The organism is Bacteroides sp. 11BF, assembly GCF_019633765.1.
Taxonomy (GTDB): Bacteria; Bacteroidota; Bacteroidia; order Bacteroidales; family Bacteroidaceae; genus Bacteroides; species Bacteroides hominis.
In genome coordinates this window covers 35,665-52,018 of the sequence record NZ_JAFKPJ010000005.1, presented here as the reverse complement: position 1 = coordinate 52,018, position 16,354 = coordinate 35,665, and the positions used below count along the sequence as shown (strand labels likewise).

Annotated in this window: 16 protein-coding genes; 2 read left to right on the top strand and 14 right to left on the bottom strand. The window is 44.5% G+C overall.

The window, feature by feature from the left end; translation table 11 throughout:
• Positions 1–4: 4 nt before the first annotated feature.
• The 6 genes from JZY04_RS06635 to JZY04_RS06610 form a co-directional block, all read right to left on the bottom strand.
• On the bottom strand, positions 5–1,390 hold the full coding sequence (locus tag JZY04_RS06635) for a bifunctional UDP-3-O-[3-hydroxymyristoyl] N-acetylglucosamine deacetylase/3-hydroxyacyl-ACP dehydratase (RefSeq protein ID WP_005775630.1): 1,386 nt from the start codon (positions 1,388–1,390) through the stop codon (positions 5–7).
• A gap of 3 nt (positions 1,391–1,393) precedes the next feature.
• Positions 1,394–2,434 carry a UDP-3-O-(3-hydroxymyristoyl)glucosamine N-acyltransferase gene (gene lpxD / locus JZY04_RS06630; RefSeq protein ID WP_005775631.1) on the bottom strand — a complete coding sequence of 347 codons (1,041 nt, stop codon included), beginning with the start codon at positions 2,432–2,434 and terminating at the stop codon, positions 1,394–1,396.
• Positions 2,435–2,516: 82 nt separating this feature from the next.
• On the bottom strand, positions 2,517–3,746 hold the full coding sequence (locus tag JZY04_RS06625; RefSeq protein WP_005775632.1) for an HD domain-containing protein: 1,230 nt from the start codon (positions 3,744–3,746) through the stop codon (positions 2,517–2,519).
• Entirely contained in the window at positions 3,746–4,570 is an 825-nt protein-coding gene (pyrF, locus tag JZY04_RS06620; protein WP_005775634.1) for an orotidine-5'-phosphate decarboxylase, read from the bottom strand. Before pyrF ends, JZY04_RS06625 begins: the two co-directional genes overlap by 1 nt.
• 48 nt (positions 4,571–4,618) lie before the next feature.
• Positions 4,619–5,731 carry a peptide chain release factor 1 gene (gene prfA, locus JZY04_RS06615; RefSeq protein WP_005775635.1) on the bottom strand — a complete coding sequence of 371 codons (1,113 nt, stop codon included), beginning with the start codon at positions 5,729–5,731 and terminating at the stop codon, positions 4,619–4,621.
• A gap of 121 nt (positions 5,732–5,852) precedes the next feature.
• Positions 5,853–7,019 carry an AIR synthase related protein gene (locus tag JZY04_RS06610; protein WP_122141654.1) on the bottom strand — a complete coding sequence of 389 codons (1,167 nt, stop codon included), beginning with the start codon at positions 7,017–7,019 and terminating at the stop codon, positions 5,853–5,855.
• A gap of 7 nt (positions 7,020–7,026) precedes the next feature.
• Between JZY04_RS06610 and JZY04_RS06605 the strand changes: the two genes are divergently transcribed.
• Complete coding sequence (locus JZY04_RS06605) at positions 7,027–7,332, top strand: hypothetical protein (protein ID WP_181996245.1); 306 nt, start codon at positions 7,027–7,029, stop codon at positions 7,330–7,332.
• 334 nt (positions 7,333–7,666) lie between these two features.
• Here the strand turns inward: JZY04_RS06605 and JZY04_RS06600 are convergent, their stop codons facing one another.
• The 7 genes from JZY04_RS06600 to JZY04_RS06570 form a co-directional block, all read right to left on the bottom strand.
• On the bottom strand, positions 7,667–8,248 hold the full coding sequence (locus JZY04_RS06600) for a LemA family protein (protein ID WP_122141655.1): 582 nt from the start codon (positions 8,246–8,248) through the stop codon (positions 7,667–7,669).
• Positions 8,249–8,298: 50 nt separating this feature from the next.
• Positions 8,299–9,222, bottom strand: a complete 924-nt coding sequence (locus JZY04_RS06595; protein ID WP_122141656.1) for a TPM domain-containing protein — start codon at positions 9,220–9,222, stop codon at positions 8,299–8,301.
• Between the two features lies 1 nt (position 9,223).
• Positions 9,224–10,174, bottom strand: coding sequence for an alpha/beta hydrolase (locus tag JZY04_RS06590; RefSeq protein WP_122141657.1), 951 nt, complete (start codon positions 10,172–10,174; stop codon positions 9,224–9,226).
• Positions 10,174–10,917, bottom strand: a complete 744-nt coding sequence (locus tag JZY04_RS06585; protein ID WP_005775642.1) for a shikimate dehydrogenase — start codon at positions 10,915–10,917, stop codon at positions 10,174–10,176. Before JZY04_RS06585 ends, JZY04_RS06590 begins: the two co-directional genes overlap by 1 nt.
• Before the next feature lie 26 nt (positions 10,918–10,943).
• Positions 10,944–11,681 carry a bifunctional demethylmenaquinone methyltransferase/2-methoxy-6-polyprenyl-1,4-benzoquinol methylase UbiE gene (ubiE, locus tag JZY04_RS06580; RefSeq protein ID WP_122141658.1) on the bottom strand — a complete coding sequence of 246 codons (738 nt, stop codon included), beginning with the start codon at positions 11,679–11,681 and terminating at the stop codon, positions 10,944–10,946.
• 122 nt (positions 11,682–11,803) lie between these two features.
• Complete coding sequence (locus JZY04_RS06575) at positions 11,804–12,745, bottom strand: phosphoribosylaminoimidazolesuccinocarboxamide synthase (protein WP_122141659.1); 942 nt, start codon at positions 12,743–12,745, stop codon at positions 11,804–11,806.
• A gap of 19 nt (positions 12,746–12,764) precedes the next feature.
• Complete coding sequence (locus JZY04_RS06570) at positions 12,765–13,778, bottom strand: PhoH family protein (protein WP_005810185.1); 1,014 nt, start codon at positions 13,776–13,778, stop codon at positions 12,765–12,767.
• Positions 13,779–13,941: 163 nt separating this feature from the next.
• On the opposite strand from JZY04_RS06570, the gene JZY04_RS06565 reads away from it, so the two are divergent.
• Positions 13,942–14,622 carry a DUF5715 family protein gene (locus JZY04_RS06565; RefSeq protein ID WP_044300028.1) on the top strand — a complete coding sequence of 227 codons (681 nt, stop codon included), beginning with the start codon at positions 13,942–13,944 and terminating at the stop codon, positions 14,620–14,622.
• 75 nt (positions 14,623–14,697) lie between these two features.
• Here the strand turns inward: JZY04_RS06565 and JZY04_RS06560 are convergent, their stop codons facing one another.
• Positions 14,698–16,335: a flotillin family protein gene (locus JZY04_RS06560; protein WP_005810181.1), complete on the bottom strand. Its 1,638-nt coding sequence runs from the start codon at positions 16,333–16,335 to the stop codon at positions 14,698–14,700.
• Between the last annotated feature and the right edge of the window lie 19 nt (positions 16,336–16,354).

Genomic DNA, 16,354 nt, shown 5'->3' with positions numbered 1-16,354 from the left:
TAAATTATTTGTTTTTTACTATTTGTGCCATGAATTCGCATTCACAGACTACTTTTTCGCCAACGAAAGCATAGCCTTTCATCGTCGAGATTCCTCGGCGGATAGGAGCCAACAACTCTACGCGGAAGATCAGGGTGTCACCCGGTACTACTTTCTGACGGAACTTCACTCCATCGATTTTCATGAAATAAGTAGAATAACGCTCCGGTTCGTCTACTGAGTTTAAAACGAGTAGTCCGCCGATTTGGGCCATTGCTTCTATTTGCAATACACCGGGCATTACAGGTTCCTGAGGAAAATGTCCCTGAAAGAAGGGCTCGTTGGAGGTTACGTTTTTAACACCTACGATGTAGTTGGCACCAATTTCGATCACCTTATCCACCAACTGGAACGGATAGCGATGAGGAAGTAGCTCACGGATACGGTTTACGTCCATAATCGGAGCTCGGTTACAGTCATAGGTCGGTGCCTGTATCTCATGCAGGCGGATTTCTTTACGCATCTGACGTGCGAATTTGTTATTGATGGTATGTCCCGGGCGTGTAGCGATGATTCTTCCTTTAATCGGTTTACCAATCAAAGCAAGGTCTCCGATTACGTCCAGTAACTTATGGCGGGCACACTCGTTGGGCCATACCAACGGTTTATGGTTGATATACCCCAATAGTTTGGCATCCATATGGGGAACACCCATAATATCGGCTAACTTATCATAGTTCTCTTGCGACATTTCGCGTTCGTAAATAACGATGGCATTGTCCAGATCGCCTCCTTTGATAAGTCCGGCTGATAACAGAGGTTCGATTTCACGTACAAATACAAAGGTACGGCTGGGGGCGATCTCTTCTTTGAATTTCTTCATATCCTCCAGTGTTGCAAACTGGTTCGGGATGATGGTCGAATCGTAAGAAACCAGTACGTTCAGGCTGAAATTCTCATCGGGTAATACAATGATGGATGAACCTGTCTCCTCGTCACGAAACTCTATTTTTGATTTAATGATATAGAAATCCTTAACAGCATTTTGCTCCTCGGTTCCTACTCTCTCTATTTCTTGTACATAATATTGTGCACTTCCGTCCAGAATCGGAAATTCCGGTCCGTTAACCTGGATCAGGCAGTTGTCGATGCCCAAAGCATAGAGGGCTGCCATTCCATGTTCAACTGTGCTTACTTTTACTCCATTTTTTGACAGCACGGTTCCTCTTGTCGTTTCAACTACATTATCAGCTACGGCATCGATAATGGGTTGCCCTTCCAGATCCGTGCGCTGTATTTTGTAGCCATGGTTATCCGGGGCAGGGTTAAACGTAACAGTCAGGTCAAGTCCAGTGTGAAGACCTTTTCCTCTCAGTGAAAAGCTATCTTTCAGAGTTTTTTGTTTCAGCATTGGTTACTTATTTAATTGTTGTTTTAATTCTTCTATTTCTTTGCGGAGATTGCGTAATTCGATCTGCATCTCCGGAAGGCTTTTTTGTGCGATGGATGCTTTGAAGTATTGTTTTAGCTCCATAGGAGGAGTTCCGATAAGTTGGCTACCGGATTTTATATTCCCCGGTACACCCGATTGAGCTCCCAGATTTACTTGGTTGCCTATTTTGAGATGTCCTGCAATACCTACTTGTCCGCCGAACATACACCATTCGCCTACCTTGGTAGAACCTGCGATACCCACTTGGGCAGCCATTACGGTATGCGAACCTATTTCGTCGTTGTGAGCTATCTGGATCAGATTATCTAATTTCACTCCGCTATGAATCACGGTCGCTCCCATGGTTGCGCGGTCTATGCAGGTATTGGCTCCGACTTCTACATTATCTTCAAGAATGACGATACCGATTTGAGGAATTTTTTCGTATCCTTGCGGGGTAGGAGCGAAACCGAAGCCGTCTGCTCCGATCACACATCCTGCGTGCAGGATACAGTTGTTTCCTACCCGGCAATCATGATATACTGTTGCATTGGCATATAGGATACAATTACTGCCTATTTTGGCACCACCGCCTACAGTGGCATGCGGATGAATAACCGTATTATCTCCTACTTCCGCATGGTCGCCTATGCAGGCGAAAGGAGCTATATATACGTCTTTTCCTATTTTAGCGGTTTCCGCTACATAGGCACGTGGGTCGATACCGGTTCTTTTGGGTTTGCTCATCTCATATAGATTGAGCAGTTTGGCAAGGCTCTCGTAAGCATTGTCTACTTTGATTAATGTTGCTTTTACTTCTTGTTCGGGAGTAAAATCTTTGTTCACCAATACAATGCTAGCTTCAGTCTCATATATATAAGGTGTATATTTCGGATTAGAAAGGAAAGAGATAGCGCCCGGTATTCCTTCTTCTATCTTTGCGAATGTATGTACAGTAGCGTTTTCGTCACCTATAATTTCCCCTTGGATAAATGCTGCAATTTGCTTAGCCGAGAACTCCATAATCTTACTTTAAAATTTAATTAGTACGCAAATAACGGACTTTTTTTTTATATATCCTTACTCTTTGATGAATATTTTATACTTATCTATCCCAACGCAAGTAGCAGATATAGTATTTCTTTACCTTTTTAGAAAGCAATGAAATGTTTAGCATGTCCGATGCTTCTGCAATATTTTTTATTGTTCCGTCTTTGTAAATAATATCAATGCTGTCATCTGCCGAATCGTACATGTTCTTTTCGATACTGGGGGTAGAGACAAAATAGTCTGCTTCGGAAAGAGTGATGCCTAATTGTTGGCTGATCTGCAAAGTCAATTCTTTTTTTCGCTCTTCACTGATAGGTTCAGCGCATATCTCAACCTTGAATATGTTACGATTAATCATACCCAGGCTTAATGTTGATAAAACCTTATCCGTATGGGTGCTCCATACTTTAAGAGCCGTCCAGATATCATTATCGTCCAACTGAATGAAGTTTTCCAGACAGTCAGGGTTATTGTAAAATACTTCCGGGTCGATGTGGTTGTACAGGAAGAATTTCAGCGCCGGCGAGGCAAACAGTTCCACTCCTTGCGAAGCCAGTTCCTTGGCACGTAACAGGGCACTGATCAGCATCCGTTCATAGGCCACTGACGTTTTGTGCAGGTAAACCTGCCAGTACATCAGTCGCCGTGCTGTAAGGAAGTTTTCTATGGAATAGATTCCTTTGGACTCCACTACCAGATGGTCGTCTGCTACGTCGAGCATTTTGATGATGCGTGCAGAACCTATATTGCCTTCCGAAACTCCGGTATAGAAACTGTCACGGCGCAAGTAATCCAGACGGTCCATATCCAGTTGGCCGCTGACTAATTGGTGCAAGAAGCGTTTGGGATATTCGTCTTTGAATATCTGAATGGCTAAACTAAGTTGTCCGTTCAGCTCCTTGTTCATCCGTTCCATCAGCATCAGGGAGATTTCTTCATGGGATACTCCTTTGACAATGGTGTCTTCAAGAACATGCGAAAAAGGCCCGTGGCCGATGTCGTGCAGAAGGATGGCTGCCTGTACGGCTTCGGCTTCACTGTCGAATATGAAGTTCCCTTTGGAGGCCAGTTGCGTGATAGCTTCGCTCATCAGGTGGAAAGCTCCCAGAGAGTGCTGGAACCGGGTGTGCTGTGCACCGGGATAGACTACGGATGAAAGCCCTACTTGCTTGATGCGGTTTAAACGCTGCAAAAGGGGATGCCGTACGATGTCGTACAGCAACCCCTTTGGTATGTTGATGAACCCGAATACCGGATCGTTGATTATCTTCCGTTCGTGAGGCATTATAAGATAGCTTTCAGCTGTTCTGCCATTTGCTCTTGCACTTCTTTGGCAGCGGCACGGGCGGCAGCGGCAAAATTTTCGGTCTTATCTACATAAATAATTCCGCGGGAGGAATTCACAATGAGTCCACAGGTACTGTTCATGCCATATTTGCATACTTCTTCAAGAGAACCTCCCTGAGCGCCGATACCCGGAACCAGAAGGAAGTGATTGGGGACAATCTTACGGATGTCTTCGAAAGCGCGTCCCTGAGTAGCGCCCACAACATACATCATCTGTTCATCATTGGCCCATTTCTGTGATTTTTTTAATACTTTCTCGAAAAGGCGTTCGCCGTTGGCATCTTCCGTCAGTTGGAAGTCGTGTGAGCCTTTGTTTGAAGTCAGAGCCAGCAGAATTACCCATTTCCCTTCGTAAGATAAGAACGGAGTAACGCTGTCCTCTCCCATATAAGGAGCTACAGTGACAGAGTCGATGTCGAGTTCTTCGAAGAAGGTGCGGGCGTACATTGCTGATGTATTTCCGATATCACCGCGTTTGGCGTCAGCAATGATAAACTGGTCGGGATAATTTTCTTTGATGTAATTTACAGTTTTTTCGAAAGCAATCCATCCTTTTACGCCCATGCTCTCATAGAAAGCCAGATTAGGTTTATAAGCGATGCAATAGTCTGCTGTTGCATCAACGATTGCTTTATTGAAAGCGAAGATGGGATCCGGATCATCCAACAGATGATCGGGTATCTTTTTAATATCTGTGTCGAGTCCTACGCAAAGAAATGATTTTTTGCGTTTGATGTTTTCAAATAATTGTTGCTTGTTCATCTTTCTTTATTTACAAATTTACGATTTACGATTGAAGTTGCCTTCTCGTTACAATTCACTCTCTTTCAGACGTTCAGCATTTTCGGCCACAGTCAACTTATCGATGCATTCCTGAATATCTCCGTCCATGAAGGCGGCCAGGTTATAGATGGTATAATTGATGCGATGGTCGGTTATACGTCCTTGGGGATAGTTATAAGTACGGATTTTGGCCGAACGGTCGCCCGTCGAAACCATTGTCTTACGTTTGGATGCGATGTCGTCGATATACTTCTGATGTTCCTTGTCGTAGATAAACGTACGAAGGCGCGCCAAAGCACGTTCTTTATTTTTAGGTTGGTCGCGGGTTTCAGTACATTCGATCAGGATTTCCTCTGCTACTCCCGTATTGGGATTCTTCCAGATGTAACGTAAGCGGACGCCCGATTCAACCTTGTTTACGTTTTGTCCGCCGGCACCTCCCGAACGGAAAGTATCCCATTTGATTTCACCTTCGTTGATCACTACATCAAACTCTTCCGCTTCGGGAAGTACAGCTACCGAGGCTGCCGAGGTATGTACGCGTCCCTGGGTTTCTGTTGCCGGCACGCGTTGAACACGGTGTACACCCGATTCGTATTTTAATGTGCCATATACATTATCGCCGGTAACACTGCAAATGATTTCCTTATATCCGCCGGCAGCACCTTCATTGGCGCTGGATACTTCCATCTTCCAACCTTTTGTTTCACAAAATTTGGCGTACATCCGGAAAAGGTCGCCTGCAAAGATGGCGGCTTCGTCTCCACCTGTACCTCCGCGAATTTCAAGAATGGCATTTTTACCGTCCTGAGGATCGGCCGGTACCAGCAACAGCTTGATTTCCTCTTCCAATACCGGAAGGCGTTCCTGGCTGTTGTCCATTTCCTCTTTGGCCATTTCTCTCATATCGGTATCCGACTCGTTTGAGAGAATGTCTTTAGCTTCTTCAATGTTGGCCAGCAGTTGCATGTACTCTTTACGGGCTTTCATCAAATCGTCCAGATCCTTGTATTCTTTGGTTAATTTTACGTATCGTTTCTGGTCGGCAATCACTGCCGGGTCGGTAATAAGGGTAGACACCTCTTCGAAACGGGCAACAAGACCGTCGAGTTTTTCTAATATACTATTGTTGTCTGCCATAAATTTAGGAGTTAAATGAGCTGCGAATTTTATCCGTCACGGAAGATACAGAGGTTTTCGTAAGTGCGTGTAGTGCCTCTGCAAGCTCTCTGTGTCCTCTGTGATGGATCTTGTTCGTTTTTTAATAAGTGAATTCTCCGAACTCACTCTTGATAATCAGTTCTTTCTTATCGCTTTCTTCGATGCGTCCCACGATTTGTGCAGGGATACCGAAAGATTCGCTGATCTTGATAACTTCGGCCGCGTGTTCGGGTGAAAGGTATACTTCAAGGCGATGGCCCATGTTGAATACCTTATACATTTCTGCCCAATCGGTTCCGCTTTGTTCCTGAATGGTTCTGAACAATGGGGACACGGGGAAGAGGTTGTCTTTTACCACGCGTACATCGCCTACGAAATGCAGCACTTTGGTTTGTGCACCACCCGAGCAGTGCACCATTCCGTGAATTTCAGGACGTAGCGCATCGAGCAACTTTTTCACTACCGGTGCGTAAGTGCGGGTGGGAGAGAGGACGAGTTTTCCCGCGTCGATCGGAGAACCTTCTACTGCGTCTGTCAGCTTCAGTCCGCCCGAATAAACCAGTTCTTCGGGCACTGCTGCATCATAGCTTTCGGGATATTTCTCTGCCAGATATTTGGCAAAAACGTCATGGCGGGCAGAAGTCAGCCCATTGCTGCCCATACCACCATTGTATTCTTTTTCATAAGTGGCTTGTCCGTGTGAGGCAAGGCCTACAATAACGTCTCCTGGGCGGATGTTGGCATTGTTGATAACGTCTGCCCGTTTCATACGGCAGGTTACCGTGCTGTCTACGATAATGGTACGGACGAGATCACCCACATCGGCTGTTTCACCACCGGTGGCATACACACCTACTCCCATTTCACGGAGTTCGGCCAACAGTTCGTCTGTTCCGTTGATGATGGCGGAAATTACTTCTCCGGGAATAAGAAGTTTATTGCGTCCGATGGTTGAAGATACCAGAATATTGTCGACTGCGCCCACACAAAGCAAGTCGTCTATGTTCATGATCAGTGCATCCTGGGCAATCCCTTTCCATACGGAGAGGTCCCCTGTTTCTTTCCAGTACATATAGGCCAGGCTCGATTTGGTTCCTGCACCATCAGCATGCATAATATTGCAATACTCCGGATCTCCACCCAGAATATCAGGGATTATTTTACAGAATGCTTGTGGAAAAATTCCTTTGTCGATGTTCTTGATGGCATTGTGCACATCTTCTTTTGATGCGCTGACGCCTCGCATCATGTATCGTTGATTACTCATGAGTTATTTGGATTTTGTATACAACGGCAAAAGTACTGCTTTTTTTCCTTATAGCCAACAAATTGGCGGATATAACGATGGAGTAATACGACAGGGAGAGAGTCCGTTTTTAATTTGGAAGTTTGAAATGAAAAGTTCAAAAGCGCTTTGCAATCTGCCCTTCAATCTGTTGTTAGTGCAGATCAGGCAAATGGACTTACATACACTCGCTGCGAAGTTAAAGCCCAAAGCACGAAAAAGTTTTGGTGAAAGTTTTGCCGGACCTTTAGTAAAAAGAGCTTTTTCATATGAAATTCTTTATCTTAGCTGCTAAGATAGACATCTTGGCGGCTAAGATATGTATCTTGCCCGCTAAGATATACATCGTAGCACCTGAGATGAACTTTAATTATTGTTTGAAACGAGTTTCCTTTTAGTTCTTTAGTACTTTAAACGGAATAATATCATTTTGTATTTGAAGAACTTTGGAACAGGGTTTGAGAAAAGAGTGGGGGAGGTGAGAGCGGGATGGAGAGAGGGTGACTGCGGAGCAGATTATATGAATGAATAAAGTGGGAAATATACCCTGTTGAGGGTTATTTTCCACTTTATTCATCGGGTATTGTGTATCGGCAATCTTTTCTGGTGAAAAGGATTTGCGTGACTTATCAGAATTTTACTTCCGGTGCCTTTTCCGTGCCTTCGGCTGCTTCGAAATAAGTACGTTTTTCGAAACCGAATATGGAAGCAAAGATGCTTTTCGGGAACCGACGGATAGAGGTATTGTATGCCTGCGCAGCGTCATTAAAATTTTTGCGGGCAACGTTGATGCGGTTTTCCGTACCTTCCAGTTGTGCCTGCAATTCAAGGAAGTTTTGGTTGGCTTTCAGGTCCGGGTAGTTTTCGGTGATGGCAAGCAGCTTGCCCAATGCAGAAGTGACTGCTCCTTGCGCCTTCTGATACTCGGCTAACTTTTCCGGAGTGAGGTTATTAGCGTCTACTTTGATTTGAGTCGCTTTGCTGCGGGCTTCCACTACGCCTTCAAGTGTTTCCTTTTCATGTGAGGCATATCCCTTGACAGTGTTGACCAGGTTAGGAATCAGATCGGCACGACGTTGATACTGTGTCTCTACGTTAGCCCATTGGCTGCTTACATTCTCGTCCATGGATACCAGTCCGTTGTAGGCACTGATGGCCCAGATGACGATAACTGCCACTACGGCAATAAGGATAATAACTGACTTTTTCATATTGTTTCTTTTTGATTACTGATTAATGACTAATAGAATGATTGGGTTGCTTAGAAACGTGAGCCGGCACCTCCGCCTCCGCCCGAACCTCCTCCGAAGCTTCCACCACCGAAGCCGCCTCCGCCGCCTCCGAAACTTCCCCCTCCGAAGCCTCCGATGAAAGGACCTCCGCCTCTTCCGCCACGTCCCCTGTAATTGTCATCGTATGATTGTTGACGCCGGACTACGGTGTGTCCGCAATTGCGGCAAGTATAAATAATATCCTCGGTCTTTACTCCGCTGCGGTTCGATATTAAGTTCGTGCCGCTCCGTTGAAGTTGATGTTTTCCACATTTAGGGCAACGGGTACTTGCCCGTGCAGCCAGTATACCTACCACTCCGGCCACCACAATGAAACCTAAAATAGCAAAGAGAAGCATGGAGGCGGATATCCCCTTTTCTCCGGTATCTTTATCATCATTTACCATCGAGCCATCCAGACGCCGGCATACTGCTTGTACTCCTGCTACCATTCCCCGGTTCCAGTCTCCCTTTTTGAGATAAGGGATCATGTCCTTGGTTTGTATGCGTTTGCAGATTGCGTCCGGCAGGTCACCTTCCAGTCCGTAGCCGGTATAGAACTGTATACATCGCTGATCGGTGACCAGTAAGATGACCAGTCCGTTATCTTTTCCTTTCTTGCCCACTCCCCATTGGTTCAGCAATTGATGGGAGAACTCAAAGCAGTCTTTATCTCCGATGGAAGGTACTACGGCAACTACAGTCTCGATACCTGTTTTTTGTTCCAGAGCATACAGCATCGAGTCCATTTCGTCACAAGCCTGTTGTGACAGAATGCCGGCAGGGTTACAGACATATTGCATCTTGTTCTGCAAATGTACTTTGGGGATATTCTCTACGGTGTATATCTTTTCCTGTGCTTTCAGTGGGAGGAATATCCACACGAAAAGCAAATAAGTGAGTATCTGTTTCATATCAATGAATGTAGCGGTCTGTGAATTCTTTTACTTTCCGGGTATATTCTTCCTTATTCTCTTTATAAGATAAGGCATGTGCGGCTCCCGGTACAATCCAAAGCTGCTTGGGAGCCGGTTTGGCTTCATAAAGGGGATAAACCATCCATGTGGGCACGTACGTATCTTTGTCCCCATGAATGAAGAACATCGGCAGGCGGCTTTTTTTAATCTGGTTCAATGATGAAGCCTCTTCGAAGTTCCATCCGTATTTTTTCTGGCACAGCAGGCTGGTGGTATTCATTAATGGGTATGAAGGAAGGTGGAAACTTGCTTTCAGTTCGTGCGAGAATTCATCCCAGACACTGGTGTAACCACAATCTTCAACGAAACATTTCACGAAGTAGGGCTGTACTTCGCCGGATACCATCATTGTGGTGGCCCCTCCCATTGAAATGCCATGTACAACCATTTGAGTACTGTCACCATAAAGCTCATTGGCGATGTGCATCCATTGCATTACGTCCAGACGGTCTTTCCATCCCATCTGAATGGCCGGTCCACCGCTCTCTCCCTGATGTTGCAGGTCGGGCAAAAGCACATTGTATTGCAGGTCGCGATTGTATAGATAGCCTATCATGAACATGCGGATTGCATTGTCCGTATAGCCATGTACAATGACCGCTGTCTTTTTGGTCGGCTGCGGGGCTGCGATGTAATAAGCATGCAGGCGGATGCCTTCCGGATTTAAAACAAAAGTGTCCCGAAGTGCATGAGCCTGATTGAGGCTATCCACCCAAGGACGTAAAAACGGATAGTTTTCGTACATGAAAGGATAAGAATCGGCATTCTTGGCACGTATCTTCGCTTCCGGGCGGAGCGAATAGTTGAGCATGAAGAAACTTCCGCCTATCGTACATCCGGTAAGCAGCAGCAATAATATAACGACGCTTATCTTGATTCCTTTTTTCATTATTTATTCCATATTTCCCATGCGGCAAATGCCTGCAGCAATAACATTTCGAGACCGTTTTTGGTTACGGCCCCATGCTCCTCTCCCTTTTTCATGAAAAGAGTGGTGTTTGGATTATATAACAAATCGTACAATAAATGGTTTGGTGTCAGTAATTCGTAGGGAATGGCAGGACAAAAGTCTACTTTCGGATACATACCTACCGGTGTACAGTTTACAATCACTGTATGTTCTGCCATGATTTCCGGAGTCAGTTCTTCGTAGGTCAGCATGCCTTCTTTTTGGGTACGGGACACGAATATGCTATCGATTCCCAGATTCTTCAGGCCATGATAGATTGCTTTGGACGAACCGCCTGTACCCAGGATTAATGCTTTTTTATGATAAGGTTGCAACAATGGCTGAATGGACTGGCTGAATCCTATAATGTCAGAATTATATCCTGTCAGTTTTACTTTTCCTTTAGGCCCACGAACAATTTTAATAACATTGACTGCGCCTATTTGGGCAGTGTCTTTATCCAACTCGTCAAGGAAAGGGATGACTTGCTCTTTATAAGGGATTGTTACGTTCAGTCCGCACAGATTGGGGTTTTCTTCGATCACTTCCATAAAATCGTTGATTTCAGGAATCTCAAAGTTGACATATTCGGCGTCTATGCCTTCAGACTTAAACTTTTCATTGAAAAAGCCGATAGAAAACGAATGTTTCAGTGGATAGCCAATTAAACCATACTTTTGCATAAAGGGGGAGGATGTTAAATTAATATTTATTTCGTAGCCGTATAAAGTGTACAGATGCCGAATGTCAGCCGTCGGAATTGTACCTGGCTGAAGCCAACCTGCGAGATAACGTTTTTCATAACCTCTCCTTGGGGAAATGCTTTGATTGTTTGAGGCAGGTAGCTGTAAGCACTGTTGTCTTTCGATAAGAGTTTGCCGAGGGTTGGAATGACTATTTTTGAGTAAATGGAAAATAATTGTTTCATCGGAAATCGATCCGGAGTTGTCAGCTCAAGGATTACCAGATGCCCGCCCGGTTTGAGGACACGGCACATTTCAGCAAGTCCTTTATCCAAATCTTCAAAGTTGCGGATACCAAAAGCGACAGTGATAGCGTCAAAACGGTTGTCGGCAAACGAGAGGGAGGTACAGTCTTCCTTTGCAAAAGATATCTTTTCGGAAAGACCTTCCTTTTTCACTTTTTCACGTCCCACATTCATCATTCCTTCAGAAATGTCTGTTCCGATCAGCTGGTCGGGTTGCAGTTCGCGGCATGCCAGAATGGCAAAGTCACCGGTACCGGTTGCCACATCCATTATCTGTTGCGGGCGGAAAGGTTTGAGCCAATTGATTGCCTTGCGTCGCCAACTCCGGTCAATCCCTAATGAAAGGGTATGATTCAGTTGGTCGTATGCAGGGGCAATGTTGTCGAACATCTGTTCTACCTGTTCGCTCTTTTTCCCGTCATTGCTATAAGGTTTGATTTGTTCTTGTGGGTAGTTCATTTTTCATTCAGAGTTTTATTCACCACAGGGTTTACAAAAGTGGACGGTTTTGGGTTTCAAAACCATGTTTGTGTACTCTGTATACCCTGTGGTGAATCTTATTCGTTTCTGATTCGGGCTTCTTATTTTAGAAATGCCATTACGTTCTTCTCGATACGTTCAGCGATGTTGCTGGTATCTTCTTTAACGAATTTCTCACCAGTGATGTTTTCGAATAATTCAATATAACGCTCGCTGATACTTTCTACGATGGCAGGAGTCATTTCAGGAACTTTCTGTCCTTCTTTACCCTGGAATCCGTTTTCCATTAACCACTCACGCACAAATTCTTTGGAGAGTTGCTTTTGGGCTTCACCTTTTTCGAAACGTTCCTGGTAACCGTCGGCATAGAAGTAACGGCTTGAGTCCGGAGTGTGGATTTCGTCCATCAGGTAGATGGTACCGTTGTGTTTACCAAATTCATATTTGGTGTCTACCAAAATCAAACCGCGTTCTGCTGCAATTTCAGTTCCACGTTTGAACAGGGCCAATGTATATTTTTCAAGTGTAGCATATTCTTCCGGAGTAGCCAGTCCCTGGGCCAGAATCTCTTCTTTGGAGATGTCTTCATCGTGCAGTCCCATTTCTGCTTTTGTGGTTGGAGTCACGATGGGTTCGGGGAACTTCTGGTTTTCTTTCATGCCTTCAGGAAGTTTTACACCACAGATTTCGCGTACACCGCTTTTGTAGGCACGCCATGCGCTTCCGCAAAGATAACCGCGCACGATCATTTCTACCGGGAAACCTTCACAAAGCACTCCTACTGTAACCATTGGATCCGGAGTTGCGACTTTCCAGTTCGGACAGATGTTTGTTGTTGCATCCAGAAACTTAGCTGCAATCTGATTCAGCATTTGTCCTTTATAAGGGATGCCTTCGGGTAATACTACATCAAAGGCCGAGATACGGTCGGTAGCTACCATTACGAGTTGTTCGCCATTGATGTTGTACACATCACGTACTTTTCCGTGGTACACGCTTTTCTGTCCCGGAAAGTTGAAATCTGTTTTTGTTAATGCTTTCATACTTCTATATAATTATGAATTACAAATTACCAACGTTTTGCCGTTCTTTGCTTATGGTGAGCCGCTCGCCGTTTAACTTTTCCCGTTCGATTTTCTTTTCTTTGTCAAACTTTTCGTAAGCGTCTACAATCCGTTCTACCAGCTTATGGCGCACTATGTCTTTTTTATTCAGTTCAACAAAACTGATTCCTTTGACTCCTTTTAGAATGCGCAATGCCTGCACCAACCCTGATGTTTGTGAAGCCGGAAGGTCTATCTGGGTCATATCTCCGGTGATGATCATCTTGGTATTCATTCCCATACGGGTGAGGAACATTTTAATTTGCTGCGTGGTAGTATTCTGAGCCTCGTCCAGGATTACGACTGCATCATTTAGCGTACGTCCGCGCATAAAGGCTAATGGGGCAATCTGGATGATGTTCAGTTCCATGTATTCCTTTAGTTTGGCAGCTGGAATCATGTCCTGCAAAGCATCATAAAGAGGTTGCAGATACGGGTCTATTTTATCTTTCATATCTCCGGGCAGAAAACCTAACTTTTCACCGGCTTCTACCGCAGGGCGGCTGAGGATAATCTTCTTTATTTCTTTGTTTTTCAGTGCACGAACCGCTAAGGCTATGGCCGTATAGGTCTTGCCCGAACCTGCAGGTCCGATGGCAAATACCATATCGTTCTTGGCAAATCCTTCTACCAGCTTCAATTGATTTTCGCTGCGTGGAATAATGGGTTTTCCCGTGACACTGAATACAATCACATTGCCTGCTTTTTCGGCTTGCGGCGCATTCCCTTTTATAATGTCGATAATGACTTCTTCTTTCAGTGAATTGTATTCGGCGCAATATTTTTCAAGCTTGGTGATGTTTTCTTCGAAAGCGCACATTTCTTCCTCGTCGCCCAGTACTTTAATGACATTGCCTCGGGCAACAATGCGCAGCTTTGGATACAAAGCTTTTATTAATTGTATGTTAGCGTTGTTTACGCCATAAAAGATAACTGGATCGATATCCTCAAGAACTATCAGCTTTTCTATCATTGAATCAATTTAAAGGTTCACGCATACGCTGTGAAATGGACTGCAAATTTAATGAATCGTTCTCATACTTTGCCGATTCTTGCCGAATTAATTTGCGATGCTCTTTCCTGAGAAAGACAATTCCAGTATATTTGTGCCCTCGGAACTTATAAAAAGGCTAATTATGGATTTATCCAACTACAGGTATCTATTTACTATTTCTGTATTTTTATGTTTTACCCCGGCTTTTCTGGCAGGTTGCAAAAAGAAAGATATGTCTCTTAAACTTAACGAACCGCGTAACATCAGGGGAGTAGTAAGTTATAAACGCTCATTCGGGGATTTGAATGATGTGCAGCTAAAAGCGGCCCATACTTGGGGAATTACTCCGTTAGCCTCGCGTGAAGAAGCGGAAAATATGGATGGAAAACTGGTTCACATTACTGATAATGAATTTTATGCAGTGGATTCACTTACTCATTCCATTCCTTATTTAGTACCGCGTGCCAGTGCATTACTTGATACGATTGGAGCGAATTTTTTAGATTCATTGACTGCCAAAGGACTCAATCCGAATAAGATCATTGTTACATCTGTGCTTCGGACAGAGAATGATGTAAAACGTTTACGTCGCCGGAATGGCAATGCGTCAAAAAACTCATGTCATTTCTACGGAACAACATTCGATGTAAGCTGGAAGCGGTTTAAGAAAGTAGAAGATGAGGAGGGACGTCCTCTTCAGGATGTAAGTGCCGATACCTTGAAGTTAGTGTTGGCTGAAGTGTTGCGTGATGTTCGCAAGGCTGATAAATGTTATATAAAGTATGAACTGAAACAAGGATGTTTTCATATAACAACGAGATAAACGGTAAACTATAAACGATGAACAAAGACTCGCAGAAGTAGCGCAGCCTGTTCATCGTTTATAGTTTATTGTTGTTTACTGTTTTTTATCTTCTTTTTCCTCCTTCTTGTCTTTTTCTTCCGGGTGAATAATGTTTTTAACAGTTTCTCCGATAGGCAGTTTGTCCAATACTCCTAAACTTGGCGCGACAGTTTTTACCAATGTGTTCAAGAAATTGCTTGTGCCTCCATTACCTCCGTCGAATACAGTGATATTGCCTAAGTTCATATGTTCGAAGGCTTTTACCTGTTCGCCTGCTATTTCTTTCCACTGATCTACCATCTTGTATTGAATAGCAATAGCCGGGTTTGATTCGGCAGCTTTCACCATGGCTTCGAAACCTTCTGCTTCTGCCAGTAACGAGCGTTTTTTACCTTCTGCTTCTGCTTCGAGTTTCAGTTGAATCGCTTTTGCCTCTGCCTCTGCCTGTGCCAGTGTTGCTTTGGCACGGGCTTCTGCTTCACGGGTGATTTTTTCGGCTACGGCTTCTGCTTGCAGAATAGCTTCTTGGCGGGCAACTTCTGCCGGTACTATTTTTTCTGCTTTCAGAGATGATTCTACTTTTCGTGCTTTTGCCTCTTCCACTTCTTTTTGAGCGATTTCTTTAGCTGTCTGTACGGCTGCTTCCGATTTGGCCGCAGCTTCACCGGCTTGTTTGTCGGCATTGGCTTGGGTTACGGCCAGTTCGGAGTTAGACAACGCGATTTCTTTTTGTGCTTCGTTTCGTCCGATGGCAGCTTTCTTTTGTGCTTCAGCTTGTTTGATCTCCATGTCGGAGTTCAACTCTGCAATGCGGCTTTCCTTTTCGGTATTGGCCTGCTCTATCCGGATATTCTTTTCTGCTTCTGCTTTAGCCACTTGCGATTCTTTTTCCGCATTGGCGATAGCTACTTGGGAGATACGGTCTTTATCGGCATTGGCTACGGAGATTTCTTGCAGCTTTTTGGTTTCCGCAATGGCGATATCTTGGTCTTTACGAGTCTCGGCCACTTTGGTTTCACGTTCTTTAATCTGGTTGGCAATCTTGATAGCACCCAGTTTTTCCTGTTCTTCAATATTGGCTTGTGCCTCGTTTTGAGCTTTACTTTCCGCTTCTTTTCCTAAATTGACGATATAATTGGCAGCATCGCGAATATCGCTGATGTTAATATTCATCAGGTACAAACCGAATTTGCGGAGTTCTGTATCAATGTTATCTTTTACTTTAGAGAGGAATTTATCACGGTCGGAGTTCAACTCCTCAATTGTCATGTCGGCAATAACCAGACGCATCTGTCCGTAAACCACATCTGTTATCAGATTTTGCTTATCGTCCATGGTCAGCCCCAGCATACGTTCGGCAGCATTTTGCATGACTTCGGGATCCGTACTGATAGCTACTGTAATGGTAGTCGGTACATCCACACGAATATTTTGGGCGGAAAGTGCTCCTGTCAGTTTACAGTCTATCTGCATCGGTTTCATCGACAGGAACTCGTATCCCTGTACGATAGGCCATACGAAAGCGGCACCACCGTGATATAGTTTTGCAGACTTTTTATCTCCGCCTGTTTTACCATATACTACTAATACTTCGTCACTTTTACATTTCCGGTAGCGTGAAAGGATACCGATAAATGTAATTAAGATTACCGCCACGAGTATGGCAGCCATAATCATCATTTCCTGGGTCATAGTTCTCTTTTTTGAGTTT

Bases quoted from the DNA above. Each gene is read 5' to 3' on its own strand.
- lpxD (WP_005775631.1), bottom strand. From the start codon at position 2,434: ATGGAGTTCTCGGCTAAGCAAATTGCAGCATTTATCCAAGGGGAAATT.
- JZY04_RS06570 (WP_005810185.1), bottom strand. From the start codon at position 13,778: ATGATAGAAAAGCTGATAGTTCTTGAGGATATCGATCCAGTTATCTTT.
- JZY04_RS06635 (WP_005775630.1), bottom strand. From the start codon at position 1,390: ATGCTGAAACAAAAAACTCTGAAAGATAGCTTTTCACTGAGAGGAAAA.
- JZY04_RS06560 (WP_005810181.1), bottom strand. From the start codon at position 16,335: ATGACCCAGGAAATGATGATTATGGCTGCCATACTCGTGGCGGTAATC.
- JZY04_RS06610 (WP_122141654.1), bottom strand. From the start codon at position 7,019: ATGAGTAATCAACGATACATGATGCGAGGCGTCAGCGCATCAAAAGAA.
- JZY04_RS06585 (WP_005775642.1), bottom strand. From the start codon at position 10,917: ATGCAAAAGTATGGTTTAATTGGCTATCCACTGAAACATTCGTTTTCT.
- JZY04_RS06625 (WP_005775632.1), bottom strand. From the start codon at position 3,746: ATGCCTCACGAACGGAAGATAATCAACGATCCGGTATTCGGGTTCATC.
- ubiE (WP_122141658.1), bottom strand. From the start codon at position 11,681: ATGAACTACCCACAAGAACAAATCAAACCTTATAGCAATGACGGGAAA.
- prfA (WP_005775635.1), bottom strand. From the start codon at position 5,731: ATGGCAGACAACAATAGTATATTAGAAAAACTCGACGGTCTTGTTGCC.
- pyrF (WP_005775634.1), bottom strand. From the start codon at position 4,570: ATGAACAAGCAACAATTATTTGAAAACATCAAACGCAAAAAATCATTT.
- JZY04_RS06595 (WP_122141656.1), bottom strand. From the start codon at position 9,222: ATGAAACAGATACTCACTTATTTGCTTTTCGTGTGGATATTCCTCCCA.
- JZY04_RS06600 (WP_122141655.1), bottom strand. From the start codon at position 8,248: ATGAAAAAGTCAGTTATTATCCTTATTGCCGTAGTGGCAGTTATCGTC.
- JZY04_RS06575 (WP_122141659.1), bottom strand. From the start codon at position 12,745: ATGAAAGCATTAACAAAAACAGATTTCAACTTTCCGGGACAGAAAAGC.
- JZY04_RS06590 (WP_122141657.1), bottom strand. From the start codon at position 10,174: ATGAAAAAAGGAATCAAGATAAGCGTCGTTATATTATTGCTGCTGCTT.
- JZY04_RS06565 (WP_044300028.1), top strand. From the start codon at position 13,942: ATGGATTTATCCAACTACAGGTATCTATTTACTATTTCTGTATTTTTA.